Source organism: Neorhizobium sp. NCHU2750, assembly GCF_003597675.1.
In the GTDB taxonomy this organism is placed as follows: domain Bacteria; phylum Pseudomonadota; class Alphaproteobacteria; order Rhizobiales; family Rhizobiaceae; genus Neorhizobium.
Map to the genome: position 1 here is coordinate 43,820 of NZ_CP030831.1, position 21,133 is coordinate 64,952.

A 21,133-nucleotide genomic window follows, 5' to 3' on the forward strand; every position below is an offset into this window, starting at 1 on the left:
ATTCTCAAAGGTGAAACACGTGTTCACGTGGCCACCGCGGTACATTCTTCGAGAGTAGGACCCAGTTTTCTATTGTTACTAAAAGCTTGCCTTCCATATCGCAAGGGCAGTAATAGGCATGCGCCCATGTGTATTTGTTATGGAGAAAGCAATGATTCAATCGCGTCAGTTAGAAGCGTTCCGGGCAGTCATGCTGACAGGAGGTATGACGTCAGCAGCGAATCTGGTGAGGATCACGCAGCCCGCGATCAGCCGGCTGATCAGGGATCTCGAAGAGGAAATTGGGATCAGCCTCTTCGAAAGAACGGGCAACCGGTTACGTCCTACGCGGGAGGCCGGTATTCTGTTCAAGGAAGTGTCGCGACATTTCAACGGGATTCAGCACATCGACAAAGTCGCGGCTGAACTGAAGAAGTCTCACATGGGGTCTCTAAGGGTCGCCTGTTATACGGCGCCGGCTCTGAGTTTTATGTCCGGCGTCATCCAGACGTTCATCGCCGATCGGCCCGACGTGTCGGTCTACCTCGACACGGTTCCCTCCCAGACGGTCCTCGAATTGGTCTCGCTCCAGCACTACGATCTCGGAATATCGATATTGGCTGGCGACTATCCTGGTCTCACCATTGAACCTGTCCCTTCGTTTCGTGCCGTCTGCCTGCTGCCGCCGGGGCATCGTCTCGAAGACAAGGAAACTGTTCATGCGACGGACCTTGAAGGAGAGTCATTGATTTGCCTCTCTCCGGTGAGCCTTCTACGGATGCAGACAGACGCCGCACTGGACAGCTGCGGCGTCCACTGTAACCGCAGGATAGAAAGTAGTCTGGCACTGAATCTCTGCGATCTGGTAAGCAGGGGAATGGGGGTTGGCATTGTCGACCCCTTCACTGCCGACTACTACAGTGCAAATCAGGTTATTCAGCGCTCCTTTGATCCGGTTGTCCCCTACCATTTTGCTATAGTTCTTCCGACTGACAGCCCGCCGCCGCGCTTGGTTAGCGAATTCCGGGCAGCGTTGCTCGATGCTTTGAAAGCCTTACCCTATGAAACCATTTGATCGTCAGGTTCGCCGCAAGTTGTCAAAGAAATCGGGTTCAGCCCGGTGTCGTGGCCGGAAAGGCTGGCGATGATCGCGATGGCCGTGGATGGTATCGCTTTCCCGAAAGCAACGAAATTGTTTGGACTTGGCACATCTCTGGCTCCCGGGGTGTGATGCGATCGGTTGGGCACTTTTGTCACGGTGTTATTTCCCCGAACGCGGCAGGGTCGTTGAGACTGGGCACGCGTCTCATCGATATGTTCCGGGGAAAACAATGTCCTGATCGACAAGGACATTGAATTTGTAACCAGGCCGGATCTCGATCGTCGGCTGTACGTCCATGTTTCTCTCGATGGTCCGGTCAGCGACACGACCGAAGGTTTCGGCAAAGTTCCGACGCGCCGCATCGGAGGCCGTATCCTGCGTCGCCAGTGTCGAACTCTGCGGAACCGCCATGTCAATCCCCGTGCCGATCACGGCAATGAGGATGGCCGAACCAAACGTCTGGAGCCACTTCCGATCCACCTTATCGCGGAAACCGCTGTAGCCCTGCGCGTCCGTCCCGGACATGCCGCCGATCTGCAGCGTCGAGCCATTCGGGAAGATGATGTCGGTCCAGACGACCAGCACCCGGCTCTGGCCGAACGACACTTTGCTGTCGTAACGGCCGAACAGTTTCGTACCCTGCGGGATCAGGAGGCGGTGTCCCGTCGCTGAATCGTAGACGTTCTGGCTCACCTGGGCGGTGATGCGCCCGGGAAGGTCGGAATTGATCCCGGTGATCAATGTCGCGGGAATGACTGAGCCGCGCTTGAGTTCGTAGAGCGACTGTTGGGGGACGACACGGTTCGGCAGGTAGCCAAGTTCCTTGAGGTCGGCATTGAAGAAATCCTCCTTCGACTTCTGGCCGTTCGGATCAACATTTTGCCCGCCGAGACCGGCACGAAGAGCGGCCGCGTAGAGGTCGGGCGCTCCGGGTGTCACCGCAGTGGAAACCCCGTTCGTTGTCGCTGCTGCCGTGTCGTTTGTGTCCGCTCCTCGCCCAGCGAACTTGCCGCGGTCGACCGCGATCGGCGAATCATAGGCGGCGTCATTGGCCTGCAGCCGGGCCATTCTCTGGCGCTGCCGCTCACGAAGATATTGCTCTTCCTGCTCGCGCTGCAAGCGGGCGCGCCAGACCTGTTCCGATTCCAGTTGCGGTTCCGGCCGCGCGTCTTCCCGTTGACCGGGCTGCGGCGTGAATGGATTGACGGAGCGCTTCTCTTCCTGCGTCTCGACCGGCGTCGGCTGCAGCGTCGTCACCTGCTGCGGTTCGCCGATGATGCCGTCCGAGACCCCACGTTTGATCTGGTCGGCGAAGGTTGACGCCGGATTGCCGGAGCTTGTGTCCGGTCCGGTGTCGCGGAAATATAGCCCTCTCGATGTCAGACCGTAGAAGATGACACCAAGGAAGGCGACGACCAGCACGACCACGACGATGATCGGCAGACGGTTAATCCGGCGCATGCCAGAGCCTGTCTCGTCGTTGGCAGTGCCGCCGAGCTTGAGCGATTGAACCATGACCGCCCTCCCCTAACCGCGCTTCATGACTGAGAGTGCGCTCGCCGGCTGCGCACCCGTCGTTGTGACGGTGTAGGCGCGGCCAAGCTCGACGCTGTTCGTAGAAAGGCGGGCCAGGAGCTGCCCCTCGAACGGAATGACGACATAGGCGAGCGGCACGGTGCGCGCAGCACCATCCGTCTTCTGGTCGGTCACCACCGCATAACCCCAGCCCTTCAGGGCTGCCTCGAGCGCCTGCCCGAAAGGCGAGCTGTCCTGCTTTAGCGAGACAGTCGTGGTCCCGGGGCCGATCTGCTCGGCGAGCCTGCTCACCATATCGCCGGCGATCGCGCTCGCCGCCTGGCCTGAGATCTCGGCAGGGGCATTGCTGGAGGTCAATTCTTCCGTTCCGCGCGACTGGCATCCGGAAAGGAGAAGGGCGAGGGCGCAGGCGGCGGCAGGGCCGCGGAGGGTGTGCAAGGCGCGCGCGAGAAAGGGGAAGCTTCGCATCACCGCCCTCCCCGCCGGATCGTCACCTTCTCCTGTCTCCAGCCGACGCCGGAGACCAGGACCGCGCGGTCGACGTGGTAGTCGACCACCATCATGTCGCCCTTCATCCGATAGTTGACGATGCGGTTCTGACCACCGGAGACGACAAACAGCACGGGCGCATCCTGGCCGGAGATCGTGCGCGGGAACTGGACGTAAGTCTTCTCCCCGTCCGAATAGACGCGCGTCGGCCGCCACCCTGCATTGCCCGATACAGAATAGGCAAAATTCAGTTGCTCGGCGGGAACGCCGGCGCCGGGAATGGTGCTGGCTTCCATCCGCGCGTTGATGTCAGCGAGCTTGATGGACACGTCTTCCGGATATTCGAAGCCAACACGTGCCATGTATTGTGTCTGGTGCGACTTGAGCTGGATATGGTAGGTGCGACGCGAGGTGGTCACCACCATCGAGGTGACAAGGTTGGACTCCGATGGCTTGACGATCAGGTGGATCGCCTGCCCTCCTGCCGCTCCCGATGTTGCGGGCTCAACCTTCCACCTAACGGTGTCGCCGACGAGTACGTCGCGAACGACCTCGCCGCCCTGGAGCTCGATGTCGCAGACCTGCAAAGGTGAGCAGACGACGGAGGGCTGCACTTCGCCATAGAGGAAGATCACCTTCCCGTCCGGTCCTTTCGTGACAAGCCCGCGTGAGTCGCGCCACTGGGTGGAAATCCCCATCCCCTTCGCTTCATTGGCGGTGACGCCATCAGCTGCGAGCGCGCGGGAGGAAAGAGAAGTCGGCAACGGCACGATTGCGGCAACGATCGCGGCGGCAGCCAGCCTGGCCGGAAAACGTCTCAGTCGAATGTTCATGTTCGGGGCCATGCCTTTCAAAGCTGCGCGGTCCAGTCGAGATCCCTAAGATAGAGTCCGATCGGGTTAAGCCGGATGACGCCCTCGTCCTGCGGCGGTGTAAGCGTCACGGTGGCGATCCCGCGGAACCGGCGCGTGGCGGTCTCCTTGCCGCGGCGATCGCGCTCGAACTCGGTCCAGTCGATCTGGTAGGACTGGTTCGACAGCGCGACAATGTTGTTGACCTCGACGGCGACGGTGGCGTTCTTCGCCTTCTCGAAGGGTGAGGAGGAGCGGAACCAGGCATTGATTTTTTCTGTCGCAGGGTCCGAGGTCCGAAGCAGCGCATAGGTGCGGTCGATATATTGTTTCTGCACGACAGCATCCGGCGACACCGACCGGAAGTTCGAAACAAAACTGCCAAGCGTGGCGCGCACCACACGCGGATCGGCATACTCGATCTGCTGCGGGAAACCGGCGCTTGAGGCCGTGCCGAGCTTGTCGACCTCGACGATATAGGGCACCAGCTTGACCTGAGTGCTCTGGTAGAGAGCGTAGCTGAAGCCGACCACCGCCATGGTCATCCCGGTGACGCCGACCAGACGCCAGGCCGCGGCGGCCTTCACATAGGAGCCGTAGCGCTCGTTCCATTCCGTTCTCGCTGCGATATAGGGATTGTCGGGCGGGGTGCGTCCGGCCATGCGCGGTCAGCCTCTTACTTGTTTTCGTTGACGGGTGGAGGCGGAGGAGGCGCCGAGGGCCTGCCGGATTGCCGGGTCTGATCAAGCTTGGCATTGGCGAGGCCGAGCAGAGAGCCGGCATAGGCGCCGGGCGAAGCGATCGCCTTTTCTCGTGCCGCAGAGCTTGCCGCCCATCCGGCGTTGCCGATGCCGGACGCCATGCCGCGAAGGGCTGCTCCCGCCATCGACGATCCCCCTGCCCTCGCCGAGCTCGCTGATTCTGCCCCCTTCATCGCGGCGCCCGCGCCAAGGAAGGCGCCACCGGCGGCGAAGGCGGCCGTCTGACCACCATGGCGGATCGCCTCCATGCCGCCTGAGACCGATGCGCCCTGCACGACGCCCTGGATGATCGGCGGCACATACATAGCGATGATGAAAACCACAACGGAGATGCCGGCGATGCCGATCGTGGTGATGAACTGGTCGGAGGTCGCCGTCGGCGCCTCGGCCAGCCCTATCAGAATGTCGGATCCGATCTTCGCGATCATCACCAACGCCATCAGCTTCATGCCGACCGAGAAGGCATAGACAAGGTAACGGACCGCGAAATCCTTGGTATAGGAGCTGCCACCCAAGCCGAGCATGATCATGCCGGCGAGGAGGCCCACATACATCTCGACCATGACGGCGACAAAGATCGCGGCGACGAGGCTGAAAGCGACGACGACAACGATCATCGCGAAGACCGCGGCGATCGCCAGTGCGTTGTCCTCCCACAGCCCGAACTTCGCCTGTTCCGACATTTTGGAGGCTACGCGGATACCCGCATCGAAGATGTTGGCCGGCGACGCGGAGCCCCCGCCGGCGCCGATCTGGAACAGGCTGTCCACCACCGCCTTCGCGAGCGCCGGGCCGCGATCGAGGATGAAGGCGAAGAGACCGATGAACATGATCCGACGCACGAGCTCGGCGAACCACGCGTCGAGGCTTGCCGCATTGATAGCCAGCCACACGGCAGCAATACCGATCTCGATCCCCGCGAGGATCCAGAACAGGGACCGTGCCGCGTTCATGATCGTCGTCTCCCAGCCCTTGGCGGCGGTGACGACCTGGTTCTCCAACGTGGTGAGCACGGAACCTTGCTGTGCGAGCGTCGGCGCTGTCGCAAGAGCCAGGATCGCGATGACGATGAAAGCGGTTTCGAGCTTGCGGGACGGGCGGACGACTACCATCGCGGCTTCATTTCCTGCCCGCCGCGCACGTCGCGATCCGGGTCGCCGCCGAGGAAGCGCTCCCGGTGGTCGCGCTGCGCTGCGCCAGAACCGGACGTCCCGGCCGGTGTTTCAGTCGCAGCATCCGGTTGGACCACCACCCAGACGATCATGCCGGCTCCGAAGGCGACCAGACCCGCGACTGCGAGGACGATGAGGATGCGCGGGCTCACCAGCGCGGCTCCATCGTCTGGCCGCCGCGAATGTCATTGGTCGGCGCGTTGAAGAATTTTTCGCGTCGGGCCTGGGCGAGGTCTTGTCTCGCCTGTTCCGACTGAAACCATGTTCCCATCATCGTGGTCTGCTGCGACACCAACCCACGCAGCTTCTGCATCTGTGCCACCTGCTGGGTGGCGATTTGGTGCCCCACCTGCAGGGCCTTCATCTGGCCGTCGGCGCTCTCCGACATCGAGCGCAGCGAGGACATGGTGGATTCCTCGCTAGAAAACTGCTCGGCCGTGAGGTTAGCCGCCTTCAGTGTGCCCGCGATGGTGTCGCGATTGGTGTCGGACCAGTTCTGATAGGTCGTTGAGAAGCTCTGGCCGCCCGGCAGGTTGCTCTTCATGTCGGCAAAACTCTGGAAGCGCTGCTTCACGACGTCGTCGATGTTGCCCATCGAAAAGGCGACGCCCTGCCCCTGCGCGACGATGTTCTGGAGCTTGTTGAGGTCGTTCTCGACCTGGCCCCAGATATGGGCCGGCAGTTGCGCGGTGTTCTGCAGCAGATTCTTGTAGATGTTGATCTGGTTCTGAATCTGCTCGGCAAGCTGGCTGATCTGGGTAATCTGATTGTTCACCTGCTCGGCGGACTTGCCGACGAGACTAATGAGCTCCGCATTGTTGGCGAGTTGGGTCCATTCGGTGGCCTGTCCGGTAACGCCGCCGGCATATGCGGTAAACGGCAGAGCGACCGGGACGATGATGGCCGTGATCATGGCGGCGCGCGCCGCTTCAAGCGGCCTGGAAAAGTGTTTCGGCATGGGCGATCCCCCTTTGCTGGAGCCAGTGCTTGGGCCAATCCGCCCCGTGTTGGAAGTGAAGGGCGCGGATGCGCTTCAGGTCCTCCTTGCCGGACGCACCGACGAAGGAAAGCGCTACGGGACCGAGCGACATATCGAACAGCCGGCGGCCCTCCGGCGAGGCGACGTAATATTCGCGTTTCGGCAGTGCGGTGGCGACGATCTCGATCTGTCGCTCATTGAAACCGATGCGCTCATAGAACTCGCGCGTCCCTGGCTCGCGTGCCGCGCCGTTGGGCAGACATATCTTGGTCGGGCAGGATTCCTTCAGCACGTCGATGATACCGGAGCGCTCGGCGTCGGAGATCGACTGCGTGGCGAGCACGACTGCGCAGTTGGCCTTGCGCAGAACCTTCAGCCATTCACGTATCTTGTCGCGGAACGTCGGATGACCGAGCATCAGCCAGGCCTCATCGAGAATAATGAGGCTGGGCGCCCCCGTCAGCCGCTTCTCGACCCGCCGGAACATATAGAGCAGGACCGGGACGAGATTGCGCTCACCCATATTCATCAGCTCCTCGACCTCGAAGCACTGGAAAGCGCCGAGCGCCAGTCCGTCCTGTTCGGCATCAAGCAACTGGCCCATCGGTCCATCGACCGTGTAGTGGTGCAGCGCATCCTTGATCTCGCGCATCTGCACACCGGAGACGAAGTCCGAGAGCGAGCGGCCGCGCGATTCCGCCATCAGGCCCAACTGCCTGGAAATGGCGTTGCGATAGTCAGGCGTAACCGTGACGCCCTGCAGGGCGACGAGCGTCTCGATCCACTCCGCCGCCCAGGCGCGGTCGCCGTCCGACGCGAGTTCGGCGAGCGGGCAGAAGGCCAGTCGCGGCGAAGCCCCCTCCCCTTCTCCGGACGCGTCCCCGCCGATTTCGTAGTGATCGCCGCCGATGGCGAGTGTCAGCGGCAACATCGACCGCCCCTTGTCGAAAGCGAATATCTGCGCATCCGCATAGCGCCGAAACTGCGCGGCGATCAGCGACAGCAAAGTCGATTTGCCCGAGCCGGTCGGGCCGAAGACCAGCGCATGCCCGACATCATCGACATGCAGGTTCAGGCGGAACGGCGTCGAGCCGCTGGCGACCTGCATGAGCGGCGGCGATCCCGGCGGATAGAACGGGCACGGTGCGATGGGGCTTCCGGACCAGACCGAGTTCAGCGGAATGAGGTCAGCGAGATTGCGCGTATTGACGAGCGGCTCGCGGATATTGGCATAGGAGACACCCGGCAGACTGCCCAGAAAGGCGTCAGTCGCGTTCAGCGTCTCGATCCGGGCGCCGAATCCTTCGGCCTGGATCAATCGACGGATCGCCTCGCACTTTTCCTGAAGCCGTTCTTGCTGTTCATCGAACAACACGATGACCGGCGTGTAATATCCATAAGCGACGAGCTGCGACGATGCCTCGGCGATTGCGTCCTCCGTCTCGGCCACCATCATCATGGCGTCCTGATCCACCGAACGGCTCTGGGTCTGGAAAAGCTGATCGAAGAACGGCCGCACCTTCTGCTGCCATTTCTTGCGGGTGCGCTCCAGCTTCTGGCGTGCCTCCTGCTCGTCGAGAAAAACGAAGCGCGACGACCACCGATAGGTGAGCGGCATCAGGTCGAGGCTGTTGAGGATCCCCGGCCAGCTCTCCGCGGCTAAGCCGTCAATGGCGACGACGCCGAGGAAGCGGTTCTCGACCGTCGGCGTCAGACCGTGCTGCAGCTCGGCCGTGACCAGCCAGTCAAGATACATCGGGATATCCGGGAGCCGGACTGGATGGTTCTCACCGGTGATGCAGAAGCGGATGAACTGGAACAGCTCGTCATAGCGGGCTATCCGGAAACCCCCGCGCTCTTCGGTTTCGCGCGTCACCATGCGGCGGATGGAGACGACATTGGCAAGGTACTGCTCAACCTCGCGGATCGAGGTCCGGAAAGACTCTAGCGCCGTGTCGGCATAGGTGGCCGAACGGCTGGCAGTGTCGGAATAGACGTAGCGCGCCAAGCCGGAGCGCCGAGGCTCGGGCGGCCGCCAGGTCAGGATCAGCGCGTGTCGGCTCTCGAAATGCCCGCTCTCCCTCTCGAAATGCGACCTGCGCTCCTTATCGATGGCGCGGGTGACGGGATCGGGAAAGTGGCAGGCGCCCTCTGCCGGATAGTCGATCGTCGGGACCCGCAAAGCCTCGACCTGGATCATCCAGCCCGAGCCCAGACGTGAGAGGATCATATTGATCTGCCGCGACACCTCGTTGCGCTCTGAGTCTGTCGAGCTTTCGCTGTCCGGGCCGGCAAAATACCAGCCGGCCGTCAGTGAGCCGTCCTTCAGAAGGATCACGCCATTGTCGACCAGGCCCGCATAAGGAACCAGATCGGCGAATGACGGTCCGGAGTGTCGGAAGAGTTTCAGTGCCACCATGTCCGCCTCTTCAGAACTTGCGCCACGGCGTCGAGGTCGTCCTGTAGATGGATCGATAGGACACGTGCCGCAGATAGACGCGGCGCATCAGCGGATCGGCCTTCGCCATCATGCGGAGAGCAGCAACCGCAACCAGCCAGATAGCCAAGCCGAACAGCGCGGCGTACCAGGTCAGCACCACGAAGATCAGGATCACGGCGGCAAGGCCGGTGAGCAGAACCAGCTCGCGGTCGGCGCCCATTAGCAGGTTCGGGCGTGATAGCGCCCGATGTATTCGAGAGCGGGCAAGATTGGAGCCGGGTTCAGCCATGAGCCCCCTCCCCTTCCGTTCGAAGCTCCGAAGACAGTTCGACATTCCAAGATCCGGCTCGCCCCTCAAACTCGCCGATCGAAGCGCCCGTCGCACCGAAGAGAGCGACGATCTGGGTCGCGCCGAGTAACACGCCGCCAACAAGGGCGACGTAACAAAGCCTCCTGGCGAAGTCGTTCAGTTCTCCCCCGAAGATCAGCATGGCACCGGCGATCGCCACCGCTGCGAGTGCGATGAATCCAGCCACCGGTCCCGTGATCGACTGTTGGATCTGTTGCAGCGGAGATTCCCACGGCAACCCACCCCCGCCCGAAGAGGCGAACGCCGGATTGACAATGCTGATCCAGGAGAAGGCGGCTAGCGCTGCAAGCGCAAGGGTGATTTGGGTCTTACGCGACATGGCTATCCTCATCGATTTGGGCGTAGTGTTCGGTCTGGTAACGGGAGTTTGCGAAACCCTCGATGTGGATGACTTCGCGGACCCGCCTCCCCTTCCCCGTTCGTTCGATCGAGACGATCAGATCGACAGCCTCGCCAATCACCTCCTGCATGGGCTGCTGGCTCGCTTCCGCGGTCAGTTGCTCGAGCCGGCGAAGAGCCGACATCGCCGTATTCGAATGGATGGTGGTGACCCCGCCCGGGTGCCCGGTGTTCCATGCCTTGAGCAGCGTAAGCGCCGCGCCGTCGCGGACCTCGCCGACGATGATGCGATCGGGTCGCAAGCGCATCGTACTCTTGAGAAGCCGAGCCATATCGATTGTGTCGCTTGTGTGGAGCGCAACGGCGTTCTCAGCCGCGCACTGGATCTCGGCGGTGTCCTCCAGAATGACGATCCTGTCGTCCGGCGCATTGGCGACGATTTCGGCAATGACTGCATTGGCGAGCGTCGTCTTTCCCGAGCCCGTGCCACCGGAAATCACGATGTTCATGCGAGACGCAATCGCGCTGCGCAGAACCGAGGCCTGCGCCTCCGTCATGATCTTGTGCTTCACATAATCGTCGAGCGGGATCAGGCGCGACGCGCGACGCCGGATCGTGAAGCTCGGTCCGGAAACGATCGGCGGCAGCAAGCCCTCGAAGCGGTGGCCGCCGATTGGCAATTCGCCGGAGATGATCGGCTGCTCGTCGTCGGCTTCGGATTGCAGTGCGTGGGCGACGCTGCCAATGATCACTTCCGCCGCGGCGGGGCTGAGGTGGCCTGCGGGGGCAACCCCATGACCCAGGCGCTCGATGAAGAGCTTGCCATCGGGGTTCAGCATGATCTCGACCACTGTCGCATCATCGAGGGCGACGCAGAGCTGGTCGCCGAGGGCGTCCTGGAGTTTGCGTACCAGACGCGAATGGGAGCGCAGCTGGGTCACGCGGCACTCCTGATCGCTGCCACGTCGATCCGGGGGATGGAATAATAGCCTGGAGGGCAAACCTGCTCGAAGCTGGCACGATCGGCCCGCAGGCTTCCCGCAATGGCGATGGTGTTGCTGATTGCGGCCGGTTGGCCGAGCCGTTGCATAGGCCAGCCCGCCCGCTTCAGGATACGCTCGAAGCGAAGATCGGTCGCCGTGACGATCTCGTTGTAGCCATTGGCCATAGACCATTCGATGATGCCGGCGAACAGGGTGAGCGTAGCGACATGCAACTGGCTTGCATCCCTCCGCGAGACAAGCGCGGTATCGACACAGAAGCGCGAGCTCTCGACCATCCCGGAATGCGCGACGAGCGAACCCGTTTCGAGGAGCTGGGGGAAAGTCTGCTCCAGCATCGTAGGGCCGAAAGCCGGAAGAAGACGGGCGCAGCCTGCGACAAGTCCACTATCGGTAATCGCCAGAAGGTAGGTTGGCTTGTAACCATCGTACTGGTCGCGCTCTTCCCCTTCTGTAATGGAGACTTCCCATTCCAGGCGGCCGCCGAACACCGTCGCGCGAAGACGGTGCATTTGTTTGAGGAAGCTTCGATTACGTTCGTATTGGTCCGGCGAGACTGTCAGTATCCGCATCATGATCTCCGCATGAACAGGTCATGCGGACAGAAATCATCTCACGGCGCGTTTGCCTACGTGCAGATTTGCACCTCAGGTGATTCTACCGAGTCGGCGTTCCAGGGCGCGAAATGCGAGCGGGTGAGGCCGGCCAGACACCATCAAGGTTGTGCGAATCTGCACTTGGTGCCACGTCGCACAGAAGAAGAGAATCGGTCTAACTCACAGATAGCATTTGAAGAATCGGCATTTAGTGTGATTTCGATTGAAACGGGCGTAACCTTTCATTAACCAAAAACGTCTTGCAACCTCACCCGCATTAGGTAATCGTCACGGATAAATGGCAATACGCGCCAATTAACCGTGACAAGAGATTACACCGTGAGCAAAGCCGCTGCCATATCCCGAAATGATCGCCCGTCGGTAGATGTCACCATTGGTGAGCATGCTGAGCAGCTCAGCTCTCAGCTTCAAGCGATGAGCGAGGCTTTGTTTCCTCCGACATCACACAAGAGCTTGCGCAAATTTACCTCGGGTGAAGCCGCACGTTTGATGAAAATATCTGACTCGACGCTTCGCAAGATGACACTGGCTGGCGAAGGGCCGCAACCTGAACTCGCCAGCAACGGGCGGCGCTTTTACACCCTCGGTCAGATAAATGAAATCCGGCAGATGCTTGCCGGCTCGACTCGAGGACGTGAAAGCATTGATTTTGTGCCTCATCGCCGAGGTTCTGAGCATTTGCAAGTCATTGCCGTAACCAACTTCAAAGGTGGCTCTGGGAAGACGACGACGTCCGCTCATCTTGCACAGTATCTGGCGTTGCAAGGTTACAGGGTTCTCGCAGTCGATCTCGATCCGCAGGCTAGTCTTTCAGCACTCCTCGGCGTTCTGCCAGAAACTGATGTCGGTGCAAACGAAACGCTCTATGCGGCTATTCGGTATGACGAGACACGTCGTCCGTTGCGAGATGTGATCCGACCGACGTATTTTGATGGTCTTCACCTTGTTCCTGGAAATCTCGAGCTTATGGAGTTCGAGCATACCACCCCGAAAGCATTGACTGACAAAGGTACGCGCGACGGATTGTTCTTCACTCGCGTGGCCCAAGCCTTTGATGAGGTCGCCGACGATTACGATGTCGTGGTCATCGACTGCCCTCCTCAGCTTGGGTTTCTGACTCTCAGCGGGTTGTGTGCTGCAACATCAATGGTAATCACCGTACATCCTCAGATGCTGGATATCGCTTCCATGAGCCAGTTTCTCCTCATGACACGCGACCTTCTGGGTGTCGTGAAAGAGGCGGGGGGCAATCTCCAGTACGATTTCATACGCTATCTCTTGACGCGCTATGAACCCCAGGACGCGCCGCAGACGAAAGTGGCGGCACTGCTGCGCAACATGTTCGAGGATCACGTCCTTACAAATCCTATGGTCAAGTCGGCAGCGGTGTCTGATGCCGGTTTAACCAAGCAGACCCTCTATGAGATAGGGCGAGAGAACCTTACGCGCTCGACATACGACCGGGCGATGGAATCTTTGGATGCCGTGAACTCCGAGATCGAGGCTTTGATCAAGACTGCGTGGGGGCGAGCATGATGATGGGTGGCGCGCTTCCCGTGGGGCTGTTGGGAGCTCCCAACCGTGATGTGTTGAATCGCCCACTGGGAAACGGGAGCTGGAAATATCGCGTTGGTTTGAGACACCGACGTATGCCCCTAGCTAGTTGGCCAGGGCTCAGTCGCCTTTTCCTGTTGGGAGCTCCCAACCAGGCGCGTGTGCAATCAAAAATCCGACGGCACGCACCCAAAACCAAGAGGCCGACATTATGAGCCGTAAAGACGCAATCGACTCCTTGTTTCTCAAGAAGCAACCTGCGACCGATAGAACAGCAGTCGACAAGTCAGCCGTTCGTGTTCGTACCGGAGCGATTTCGGCCATGGGTTCGTCATTGCAAGAGATGGCCGAGGGAGCAAAAGCTGCAGCTCGGCTGCAGGATCAACTGGCTGCGGGCGAAGCCGTCGTGTTCCTGGATCCATCCATGATCGACGGGTCGCCGATCGCGGATCGGCTGCCCGCGGACGTCGATCCGAAGTTCGAGCAGCTTGAGGCGAGCATTTCGCAGGAGGGGCAGCAGGTGCCGATTCTTGTCAGACCGCATCCTGAGGCTGCCGGTCGATATCAAATCGTATATGGAAGGCGGCGACTGCGCGCGGCAGTAAATCTGCGCAGAGAGGTTTCTGCAATTGTCCGAAATCTCACGGACCGTGAACTGGTCGTGGCCCAGGGCCGCGAAAATCTTGACCGTGCTGACCTCTCGTTCATTGAGAAGGCTCTCTTCGCCCTGCGCCTCGAAGATGCGGGTTTTGATCGGGCCACCATCATTGCCGCGCTTTCCACTGACAAGGCCGACCTCAGCCGCTACATAACGGTAGCCAGGGGCATACCGCTGAACCTTGCCACGCAAATTGGTCCAGCGTCGAAAGCGGGTCGATCGCGTTGGGTCGCACTTGCCGAGGGGCTTGGGAAGGCCAAGGCAACGGACGCAATCGAAGCGGTGCTTGAGTCAGAGCAGTTCAAGCACTCCGATAGCGATGCCCGCTTTGCCCTCATTTTTAACGCCGTTTCAAAGCCGCCCGCTAAGGCTCCAAAAAAGGTAAGGGCCTGGAGCACGCCAAAGGGGAAAAAGGCTGCGACGATCCGACAAGAAACCGGACGAACAGCTCTGGTTTTCGACGAGAGACTGGTGCCAACTTTTGGCGAATATGTCGCTGACCAGTTGGATAGTCTGTACGCCCAATTTATTGAAACAACCGGAGGAGGCAAGCTCGACCAATAGCCAGGGTTTCATCCAATTCAAAGCTTCGCTCGATTGAGATGGACTGGCTCTCACCGCAAAAGAAAAAGGCCCCCGAAACGGCGTTCCGGAAGACCTTCTCTGTAGTCTCGCAGCTAAGAGAATCGCATTTCCAGAAATCGTAGTCAAGGGTCCCGTAAGGGAAAGCGTCATTTCGACGGGCGGATTTCTATTGCCTAACAAAAGGTAAAAGGAAATGCAGACGCATATCTCAACGACGTCCTTTGGGCGGCGGCCGATGACACTCGGCCATCTTGCAAGCCAGATGGTCGCAAAAGCGGTCGCATCAGACGCTGTCGCCAACAAATGGCAGGTCTTCCAGCACATCCGTGAATCCCGGGAACTGATCGGAGCCACGGACCGCTCGCTCTCGATCCTGAACGCGCTGTTGACGTTTTACCCGGAGACCACCTTGACTGGTGGCGCCGAACTGGTCGTATGGCCTTCTAACGAGCAGCTGATGGCTCGCGCCAACGGCATGCCCGCCACGACACTGCGCCGGCATCTTGCCGTACTGGTTGATTGCGGGCTCATCATTCGCCGCGACAGTCCCAACGGCAAGCGATTCGCTCGCAAGGGAAGGGGAGGGGAGATCGAGCAGGCCTACGGCTTCGATCTGTCGCCGATCGTAGCGCGGGCCGAAGAGTTCCGAGATTTGGCCCAGGCGGTGCAAGCTGAAAAGAAGGCCTTCCGGGTCTCCAAGGAACGGCTGACTCTGCTTCGCCGCGACATCGTCAAAATGATCGAGACTGGCGTCGAAGAAGGCGTTCCCGGAGACTGGGGAAGAGTTACACAGACCTATCAGGGGATCATCGGCCGCTTGCCGCGCTCTGCACCCCGTCAGCTTGTCGAGAGTATTGGTCACGAACTTCAGGATCTCTGCACCGAGATACGTGACGTATTGGAATCATTTGCAAAAACAATGAAACTGGACGGCAATGAGTCCCATTTCGGTCGCCACAAACAGAATTCAAAACCAGACTCTAAATCTGAATCTGAATACGGCTCTGGAAAAAATGTAGAAGCGGGCGGCAGCGTTGCGGAAACCGACAAGGTGCGGAGCTTGCCGAAACGCGAGCTGCCTTTGGGGATAGTGATGGATGCCTGCCCCGAAATTCAGGAACTGGCCCAGGGAGGGACAATCCGGCATTGGCGGGACTTGCTGGCGGCGGCTGAGCTTGCCCGGCCGATGCTGGGGATTAGTCCGAGCGCCTGGCGGGAGGCCCGCGAAACCATGGGCGAGCAACACGCTGCGATCACGCTGGCGTCAATCTATCAGCGGGCCGGTCAGATCAACAACGCCGGCGGTTATCTCCGAAGCCTGACCGACCGGGCCAAGGACGGGAAGTTTTCGACTTGGCCGATGGTTATGGCGTTGCTCCGGGCGAAGCTGGACGAGCAGAAGAATGCAGCCGGCGCTGGAAAGCCGCGAACTGATGAGGAGGTCGAGGATGACAGCCGCCTCCACGTATCGGAATCGCTGCTGAAAAACCTGCGAAAGCCGAGATCATGGTGATCCCCTCGCTATTCAGCCGCCGCGATGTCGACCTCGGTGATCAACCCGGAACGTCGGGCGCGATCGATCAGGTTCTTGACGGACGAGGGCGACCATTTGGATCCACCGCGCGGCGTACGTTCGTGCAATCTTTCAAGCTGGACAGCGATCTCACGAAGCTTGAGGTCCGGGTTCGAAGAATGAATGCCAGCCACAAGCGTCATCAGGCGGTCTTCGGGAAGACGGGGCAGAGATTTTTTCAGCAGCGCCGGATCCGCCATGCGTTCAGACACCATCCACTTCACAGCTCGGCGAAGACGTTCTGGCGTCCATTCGAGGCCGCGCTGCTTGAGCACTCGTGCGATGTCGTCCCATGTGTGATCCGGCCGCATGCGCCGAACGGTCGGAAGCCATTGGTTCGCCGAGGCCTGGATGCGATCGCCATATGCCGCTTTCTGGGCCGCGGTCATCCTGGCCAACACCTCGGGGCGTTTTTCCCGGATGCCGGGGTTGCCGGAAAGCTTTCCCTTGGACTTGGCTGCCCGGATACCCGCCTTCGTTCGTTCGGAAATGAGCGCGCGTTCGAGCTGCGCCACGGCGCCGAGAACCTGAAGGGAAAACATTCCCTGCGGCGTCGACGTGTCGATGGGATCGCGCAACGACCGGAAATGCGCGCCCTTCACCGTCAGATCCTCGATAACCTCAAGCAGATGGCTGACCGAGCGCGCCAAACGATCAAGCCGTACCACAACAAGCGTGTCGCCGGCGACGATCTCGCGAACGAGTTTGGAAAGGGCAGGCCGGGCACGGGAGGCGCCGGATCCGTGTTCTTGGACGATCATATCGCACCCCGCCGATCGCAAATCGATTTCCTGGGCTTCCGTCGCTTGCTCGTCCGTAGACACGCGTGCATAGCCGATCAGCCGGCCCTGTGGTCGACGGGAAGCCTTATTCTTGGTGTTAGCAGCCATTTGCAGTGCCTGAGGAGTGTTAAAGAGCATTTTTCCAAACGTAGAGGATAAGGATAAACGATCGTTTGTAAACGTCTCTTGGTCCTTTGGAGTCAAAGTAAACACGTCGCAAGTGGCTGGAAAACAGTGGTTTTCATCGATGTCACGTCCATCGGCGCTAATCCTGTACAGTTCGAACGCCTTGGCAGCTCTAAATAGTACGCGCGCGAGAAAAAGTATCTGCTATGATTGAAGTGTATGCTATTATAGCTTCAAGATGGTCTAAATAGATACGTTAAAACAATGAGATATGAAATTGGCGATTTGCCTTTGACAGTGCTGCTTCCGGCTATCGCAAGGGCAGAAGATCAAATCGCGCGTCTGGACGAAATTGTTCGTCGCAGCCCCGTCAGGCAGGGCTTTACCGAAAGGTCTCACTTCACCGAGGCGGCCGCAAGCATGTGGATCGCAGGCGAGCTTGTCCACATCGAGGATCTCGTTCTCCACGACGCAAATCGGGATGTGCGTACCCCGACCCACGAAATCACCATCGCACATTCGATCCTGAGAGCGCGGCGGCGCATCGAAAAAGCTGACCCTGACTGGGCGACGAGCAGGGCTGGGATCGTAAACCTGGTGGGGCGGTCAGAGGGCTCTGCGGAACGAGAGTCGGTAGGGAAGGGGAGATCGCCCTTGCCCGCCGAACTGACGCTGAACGAAGAGGACAACTGTTTCGCCGCGGAGATGGCCGAAATCGATGCAGTTCTTGATCGGTCGACCCGCGCACTCGAAGCGGTGGTAACGGTGGAGGGCAGCAAGGCGGATCCTCTGATGGTCGGTGAGCTCGTTGTCCGGGATCCGGGATGGGACGAGGAAGGGCGCCTTTCGGCTTGGAGAGCGGTTCTGGCTCAGGCTGACGCCTTGCCGACTACCTTGGCGGCCGCAGTGATATGGGACGCATGGGAAAGCATGGAGCCATTGCAGCGGCAGCATTGGCTTGGTACCCAACTCGTGAATTCATATTTCCGGGTGCGCGGAAAGGTGTCCTCGCACCTGTTTGGCATCTGCTCCGGTCTTAAAGCTGTGCCGCGGGAACGGCGGCGATCACACAATCGCGTATCACGAGTGCTTGCCGGGCTGGATGCAATGGCGAGCAGCGCTGAACTGGCCATGAAGGAAGTCATTCGGCTGGGACAGGCGAGGGAGCACCTCGAGCGAAAACTGAAGGGAAAGCGCTCGTCCAGCAGTTTGCCGCGCGTTGTGGACTTGCTGATGACGCGACCGATCGTGTCCTCGTCGATGATAGTCAAGGAATTGAAGGTTAGCCATCGTGCGGCGCTCGATCTCGTCGCCGAACTCGGCGTTCGGGAAGTGACGGGGAGAGGAAGCTTCCGTGCATGGGGTGTGATTTGATGTGAAGGCGGCAAACATGGTCGGTGCGAGAATTGAACGAATTGAGGCGGTCGCGTCCTCGCGCGTTTAGATGTTTCTGGTCATAGAATTCCTTTTGTTTCGCGGCTCATTCGTGGCGACGCATGTCGCAAACGACACGCATTCGCCGCCGTAAAAATCCGCAGGAGAGGGCGGCAACGTTCATTTGAACTCAGTTAAATAGATCGTCTTGATGCCGTCCGGCGTTAGGCCAGTACGACGCAATTCAGCCTCACAGCGCTCTTGAAGAGCCTCCCTGTCTCCGGGTTGCCCAATTAGATAGACATAGAGATTGCGGACCGCTCCGACGAGCTTTGTCACTTCCTCCAATTTGAGGGCGTACGTTCCCTGGGTGCTTGCTTTCCGATCGGCGATGGGCTCCGGAAGCGCCGAAACCCGCAAAGACTGCCTTCCGGGATAGCATCGCCTGAACCATTGCTCGGCTTCTAGGAGTTGAGCATGGTCGTTCTTGTAGAGCGGGTTGTCCTTCTCCTTGTCGCTTTTGGCTTCTATGACGAAATCGAACAAACCGCTCGTTCGCCACAAAACATCAGGCCCTGTTTTGTGCACTGCTTCCGGCCGCTCGGCGTCAAAACCAAGATATGCTCCAAGGTTCTTTAACGCTTCCTCATATTGGAAAGGGGAGGCGTCGGGCACTAAAGCCGAGACCGCTTCGTTATAAGCAGGAATGAGCGATCCACGACGTTGATATTCGAGGATTCGGCTAACAATCGCCATGGATTGTGGACCAGCCATTGGTCGCGGAATGTAGGCCGGTCGGATGCGAGGTGGGATATGGTTGTTGTTGGTTGCGAAAGCTGACGTCTGAAGTCGCTGACCTTTGTGATCATCATTCATATGGAAAGCGATGCGAGCTGCCAACGAGGAAAGCCATGCCCTTCTCTGACCATCCTGGGCAAGGTCTGGTGAGGAAATCAGGTGTTCGAGTTCTTGAATGGCGCTTTCATACTGTCCCACTCTTTCCAGCCGGAAAGCCCTGCGCTCAGCACCGGCGACCTTCAGCGACAGTTCGTCGATCCCCGGGGGCCGGGTGGCGGCTGCCAACTCTGACGCATGGTAGGCAACCCAATCCGGATCCCTGTTCAAACACTTGAGCATCGTTTCGCCAATTTCCTGATAGCTGGCGACAGCCTCACTCACTTCCTGTCCCACGTTGAGTTGTACCCGGCTGCTCGCGGTCAGATGCTCAAGGTTCTTCTTGCGTCCGATCCATGCAACCAAATCGCTTCCCGTCAGGACGACCACGCAGAAATCGCCGCCCCCCCTAGAGCCGCGCCCTAGGCCCTGCTCGATCCGCTGGGCCAACAACGAGTTGACCGCGGAATCTGCAAGAACACTCGTCCGAAACATATCGTAGTCGGTCGTACCCTGTGGCAGGCCATCCATAATCAGCAGGCGGCAAGACTGACCAGCCAAATCAATGCCGTCGTACCGGTTAGCAAGAACGATCGGACCCTTGAACGATCCGGCCTGCATATCTTTTATACGGTGGCTAACCGCTTCACTTGTCTCTGGATATTCCGCAGTATCCAACCATCCTTTGGCAACGGTCCCGGACGGCGCCAAAATCGCGACGCCGGCGTAACCGGCAATCCATTTCGCGATCTGTTTAACCATCGGTGTGATAGCGACATTGCCGAGCGGCATCAGCTCGGGCACCAAGATCATGCGCTCGCCTACACCCGCGAGCGATGAAGACTGAATCGGTCTGCCAACTGCAGCAGGGGAGGCACCGAATGTGCGAACAATCTCGCTGTCGTCCGAAATCGTAGCAGACATGTAGATCCGGCGTTTAGCGTCATCGAACGTCGGAAGAAGATCAACCGGCGGAAAGGTGGGGGTGATCGTCACCGATTTGCGGCTGAAGAGGCAGTGGCACATGGCCAGATTGTCACGTAGGAGAGGCCATATGTAGGGATCGACGCCCTCGACATGCTGTGAAAGAAATTCCCGAACTTCGGGGACCTTGGACAGCCAAGCCCAGCTGGGGACCTCGATCACGCCGAAGTCCTTCCCCCTCGTGATGTCAGCAAAGGCGCCGCCTCGTCCGACCTCGTCGAACGCGCCCCTGAAACGATCCGCCATCTCCTGATAGACCTCGAGGTGGTCTTTCGATGTGATCGTCAGGCTGAATGCTTTACGAACAGAGGAAAGCGCGACGTGCGCGTCGTCTAAGATGATGCCTCCGACTTTCACTGCCGGTTTGGCGGAACCTCGAACACCAAATTTGCTGCGACCACTGAAAAGGCTCTCGTAGGCCCCCACGAGAACGGCGTTACCATCAAGAAACTCGGAGGCTAAAGGCTGCCCCCTCGTGTAGGGCACCGCGCGGATTCCATATTCAGTCGCTTTGGCAATAACCTGTTCGACGAGCTGGGTAGTTGGTGCGAGATAAAGAACGGGTTCACCGAGTTCATTCATGGTTGATTGTGCCATGAGAAGCGCAACCAGGGTCTTTCCTCCCCCCGTATGCAGTTTTACAACGACATCCTTGTCGTTTCTCCGGGATGGATACCAAGCATCGAGAGCTTCGGCTTGGCTAACATAAAGGTCATTGATCCCGACGGCTTTCGGCAGGGAATGAAAGATATCTCGTGGGGCGACGGGCTTCGGCTTTGCCTTGTCCTCGCGAAGCTTTTTGAAATCGACCACCTCTTGCCCCCCATTTTACCGACAGTTCTGCTTTAACAGATGTATGCCCAAGAGAGAGGCATTGAAAATACCTACTACTTAGAAAGACGTGTTGCAGGTTATTTTTTCGGCGGGCGTTACTGACGCCTAACGATATGGCAGGAGCAGGATGACA

At 59.4% G+C, this 21,133-nt stretch carries 19 protein-coding genes; 5 read left to right on the forward strand and 14 right to left on the reverse strand.

Annotated elements, in window-relative coordinates:
• The first annotated feature begins 151 nt into the window (after window positions 1-151).
• Window positions 152-1,054 (forward strand): LysR family transcriptional regulator, encoded by a 903-nt coding sequence (locus NCHU2750_RS28170; RefSeq protein WP_041723969.1) that lies wholly within the window; start codon window positions 152-154, stop codon window positions 1,052-1,054.
• 231 nt (window positions 1,055-1,285) lie between these two features.
• Here the strand turns inward: NCHU2750_RS28170 and trbI are convergent, their stop codons facing one another.
• From trbI to traI, 12 genes are read right to left on the reverse strand one after another with little or no spacing between them, the layout of a single operon-like run.
• On the reverse strand, window positions 1,286-2,596 hold the full coding sequence (gene trbI / locus NCHU2750_RS28175; RefSeq protein WP_012654961.1) for an IncP-type conjugal transfer protein TrbI: 1,311 nt from the start codon (window positions 2,594-2,596) through the stop codon (window positions 1,286-1,288).
• Window positions 2,597-2,608: 12 nt separating this feature from the next.
• Window positions 2,609-3,085 carry a conjugal transfer protein TrbH gene (gene trbH, locus NCHU2750_RS28180; RefSeq protein ID WP_012654962.1) on the reverse strand — a complete coding sequence of 159 codons (477 nt, stop codon included), beginning with the start codon at window positions 3,083-3,085 and terminating at the stop codon, window positions 2,609-2,611.
• A complete protein-coding gene (gene trbG, locus NCHU2750_RS28185; RefSeq protein ID WP_041724026.1) occupies window positions 3,085-3,939 on the reverse strand; it encodes a P-type conjugative transfer protein TrbG in 855 nt (284 codons plus the stop codon). The genes trbH and trbG overlap by 1 nt, the downstream gene beginning before the upstream one ends.
• A gap of 17 nt (window positions 3,940-3,956) precedes the next feature.
• Entirely contained in the window at window positions 3,957-4,619 is a 663-nt protein-coding gene (locus tag NCHU2750_RS28190) for a conjugal transfer protein TrbF (protein ID WP_012654964.1), read from the reverse strand.
• A gap of 14 nt (window positions 4,620-4,633) precedes the next feature.
• Window positions 4,634-5,830: a P-type conjugative transfer protein TrbL gene (gene trbL / locus NCHU2750_RS28195; protein WP_012654965.1), complete on the reverse strand. Its 1,197-nt coding sequence runs from the start codon at window positions 5,828-5,830 to the stop codon at window positions 4,634-4,636.
• Window positions 5,824-6,042 (reverse strand): entry exclusion protein TrbK, encoded by a 219-nt coding sequence (gene trbK, locus NCHU2750_RS28200; protein WP_012654966.1) that lies wholly within the window; start codon window positions 6,040-6,042, stop codon window positions 5,824-5,826. Before trbK ends, trbL begins: the two co-directional genes overlap by 7 nt.
• Window positions 6,039-6,848 (reverse strand): P-type conjugative transfer protein TrbJ, encoded by an 810-nt coding sequence (gene trbJ / locus NCHU2750_RS28205; protein WP_012654967.1) that lies wholly within the window; start codon window positions 6,846-6,848, stop codon window positions 6,039-6,041. The genes trbK and trbJ overlap by 4 nt, the downstream gene beginning before the upstream one ends.
• A complete protein-coding gene (locus NCHU2750_RS28210; RefSeq protein WP_012654968.1) occupies window positions 6,820-9,288 on the reverse strand; it encodes a conjugal transfer protein TrbE in 2,469 nt (822 codons plus the stop codon). The genes trbJ and NCHU2750_RS28210 overlap by 29 nt, the downstream gene beginning before the upstream one ends.
• Before the next feature lie 10 nt (window positions 9,289-9,298).
• Window positions 9,299-9,598: a conjugal transfer protein TrbD gene (locus tag NCHU2750_RS28215; RefSeq protein WP_012654969.1), complete on the reverse strand. Its 300-nt coding sequence runs from the start codon at window positions 9,596-9,598 to the stop codon at window positions 9,299-9,301.
• Window positions 9,591-9,998, reverse strand: coding sequence for a conjugal transfer pilin TrbC (gene trbC / locus NCHU2750_RS28220; RefSeq protein WP_012654970.1), 408 nt, complete (start codon window positions 9,996-9,998; stop codon window positions 9,591-9,593). The genes NCHU2750_RS28215 and trbC overlap by 8 nt, the downstream gene beginning before the upstream one ends.
• Window positions 9,988-10,959, reverse strand: a complete 972-nt coding sequence (gene trbB, locus NCHU2750_RS28225) for a P-type conjugative transfer ATPase TrbB (protein ID WP_012654971.1) — start codon at window positions 10,957-10,959, stop codon at window positions 9,988-9,990. The genes trbC and trbB overlap by 11 nt, the downstream gene beginning before the upstream one ends.
• The gene (traI, locus tag NCHU2750_RS28230) at window positions 10,956-11,591 is read right to left on the reverse strand and encodes an acyl-homoserine-lactone synthase (protein WP_041723972.1); all 636 of its coding nucleotides are present in this window, start codon (window positions 11,589-11,591) and stop codon (window positions 10,956-10,958) included. The genes trbB and traI overlap by 4 nt, the downstream gene beginning before the upstream one ends.
• A 363-nt stretch (window positions 11,592-11,954) precedes the next feature.
• Here traI and repA point away from each other — a divergent pair, with 363 nt between their 5' ends.
• The 3 genes from repA to repC all read left to right on the forward strand — a co-directional run bounded on the left by repA (window position 11,955) and on the right by repC (window position 15,946).
• Window positions 11,955-13,172 carry a plasmid partitioning protein RepA gene (repA, locus tag NCHU2750_RS28235; protein ID WP_041724029.1) on the forward strand — a complete coding sequence of 406 codons (1,218 nt, stop codon included), beginning with the start codon at window positions 11,955-11,957 and terminating at the stop codon, window positions 13,170-13,172.
• A 229-nt stretch (window positions 13,173-13,401) separates the two neighbouring features.
• Window positions 13,402-14,412, forward strand: a complete 1,011-nt coding sequence (gene repB / locus NCHU2750_RS28240) for a plasmid partitioning protein RepB (RefSeq protein ID WP_012654974.1) — start codon at window positions 13,402-13,404, stop codon at window positions 14,410-14,412.
• Between the two features lie 214 nt (window positions 14,413-14,626).
• The gene (repC, locus tag NCHU2750_RS28245; RefSeq protein WP_012654975.1) at window positions 14,627-15,946 is read left to right on the forward strand and encodes a plasmid replication protein RepC; all 1,320 of its coding nucleotides are present in this window, start codon (window positions 14,627-14,629) and stop codon (window positions 15,944-15,946) included.
• 8 nt (window positions 15,947-15,954) lie between these two features.
• Here the strand turns inward: repC and NCHU2750_RS28250 are convergent, their stop codons facing one another.
• Window positions 15,955-16,896, reverse strand: a complete 942-nt coding sequence (locus NCHU2750_RS28250; protein ID WP_045231688.1) for a recombinase family protein — start codon at window positions 16,894-16,896, stop codon at window positions 15,955-15,957.
• Window positions 16,897-17,178: 282 nt separating this feature from the next.
• On the opposite strand from NCHU2750_RS28250, the gene NCHU2750_RS28255 reads away from it, so the two are divergent.
• On the forward strand, window positions 17,179-18,288 hold the full coding sequence (locus tag NCHU2750_RS28255) for an RHE_PE00001 family protein (protein WP_045231687.1): 1,110 nt from the start codon (window positions 17,179-17,181) through the stop codon (window positions 18,286-18,288).
• Window positions 18,289-18,468: 180 nt separating this feature from the next.
• Here the strand turns inward: NCHU2750_RS28255 and NCHU2750_RS28260 are convergent, their stop codons facing one another.
• Window positions 18,469-20,979, reverse strand: a complete 2,511-nt coding sequence (locus NCHU2750_RS28260) for a DEAD/DEAH box helicase (protein WP_045023411.1) — start codon at window positions 20,977-20,979, stop codon at window positions 18,469-18,471.
• Window positions 20,980-21,133 lie beyond the last annotated feature (154 nt).

Coding starts and splice junctions, on each gene's coding strand:
- NCHU2750_RS28170 (WP_041723969.1), top strand. CDS start 152: ATGATTCAATCGCGTCAGTTAGAAGCGTTCCGGGCAGTCATGCTGACA.
- trbI (WP_012654961.1), bottom strand. CDS start 2,596: ATGGTTCAATCGCTCAAGCTCGGCGGCACTGCCAACGACGAGACAGGC.
- trbH (WP_012654962.1), bottom strand. CDS start 3,085: ATGCGAAGCTTCCCCTTTCTCGCGCGCGCCTTGCACACCCTCCGCGGC.
- trbG (WP_041724026.1), bottom strand. CDS start 3,939: ATGAACATTCGACTGAGACGTTTTCCGGCCAGGCTGGCTGCCGCCGCG.
- NCHU2750_RS28190 (WP_012654964.1), bottom strand. CDS start 4,619: ATGGCCGGACGCACCCCGCCCGACAATCCCTATATCGCAGCGAGAACG.
- trbL (WP_012654965.1), bottom strand. CDS start 5,830: ATGGTAGTCGTCCGCCCGTCCCGCAAGCTCGAAACCGCTTTCATCGTC.
- trbJ (WP_012654967.1), bottom strand. CDS start 6,848: ATGCCGAAACACTTTTCCAGGCCGCTTGAAGCGGCGCGCGCCGCCATG.
- NCHU2750_RS28210 (WP_012654968.1), bottom strand. CDS start 9,288: ATGGTGGCACTGAAACTCTTCCGACACTCCGGACCGTCATTCGCCGAT.
- NCHU2750_RS28215 (WP_012654969.1), bottom strand. CDS start 9,598: ATGGCTGAACCCGGCTCCAATCTTGCCCGCTCTCGAATACATCGGGCG.
- trbC (WP_012654970.1), bottom strand. CDS start 9,998: ATGTCGCGTAAGACCCAAATCACCCTTGCGCTTGCAGCGCTAGCCGCC.
- traI (WP_041723972.1), bottom strand. CDS start 11,591: ATGCGGATACTGACAGTCTCGCCGGACCAATACGAACGTAATCGAAGC.
- repB (WP_012654974.1), top strand. CDS start 13,402: ATGAGCCGTAAAGACGCAATCGACTCCTTGTTTCTCAAGAAGCAACCT.
- repC (WP_012654975.1), top strand. CDS start 14,627: ATGCAGACGCATATCTCAACGACGTCCTTTGGGCGGCGGCCGATGACA.
- NCHU2750_RS28250 (WP_045231688.1), bottom strand. CDS start 16,896: ATGGCTGCTAACACCAAGAATAAGGCTTCCCGTCGACCACAGGGCCGG.
- NCHU2750_RS28255 (WP_045231687.1), top strand. CDS start 17,179: ATGAGATATGAAATTGGCGATTTGCCTTTGACAGTGCTGCTTCCGGCT.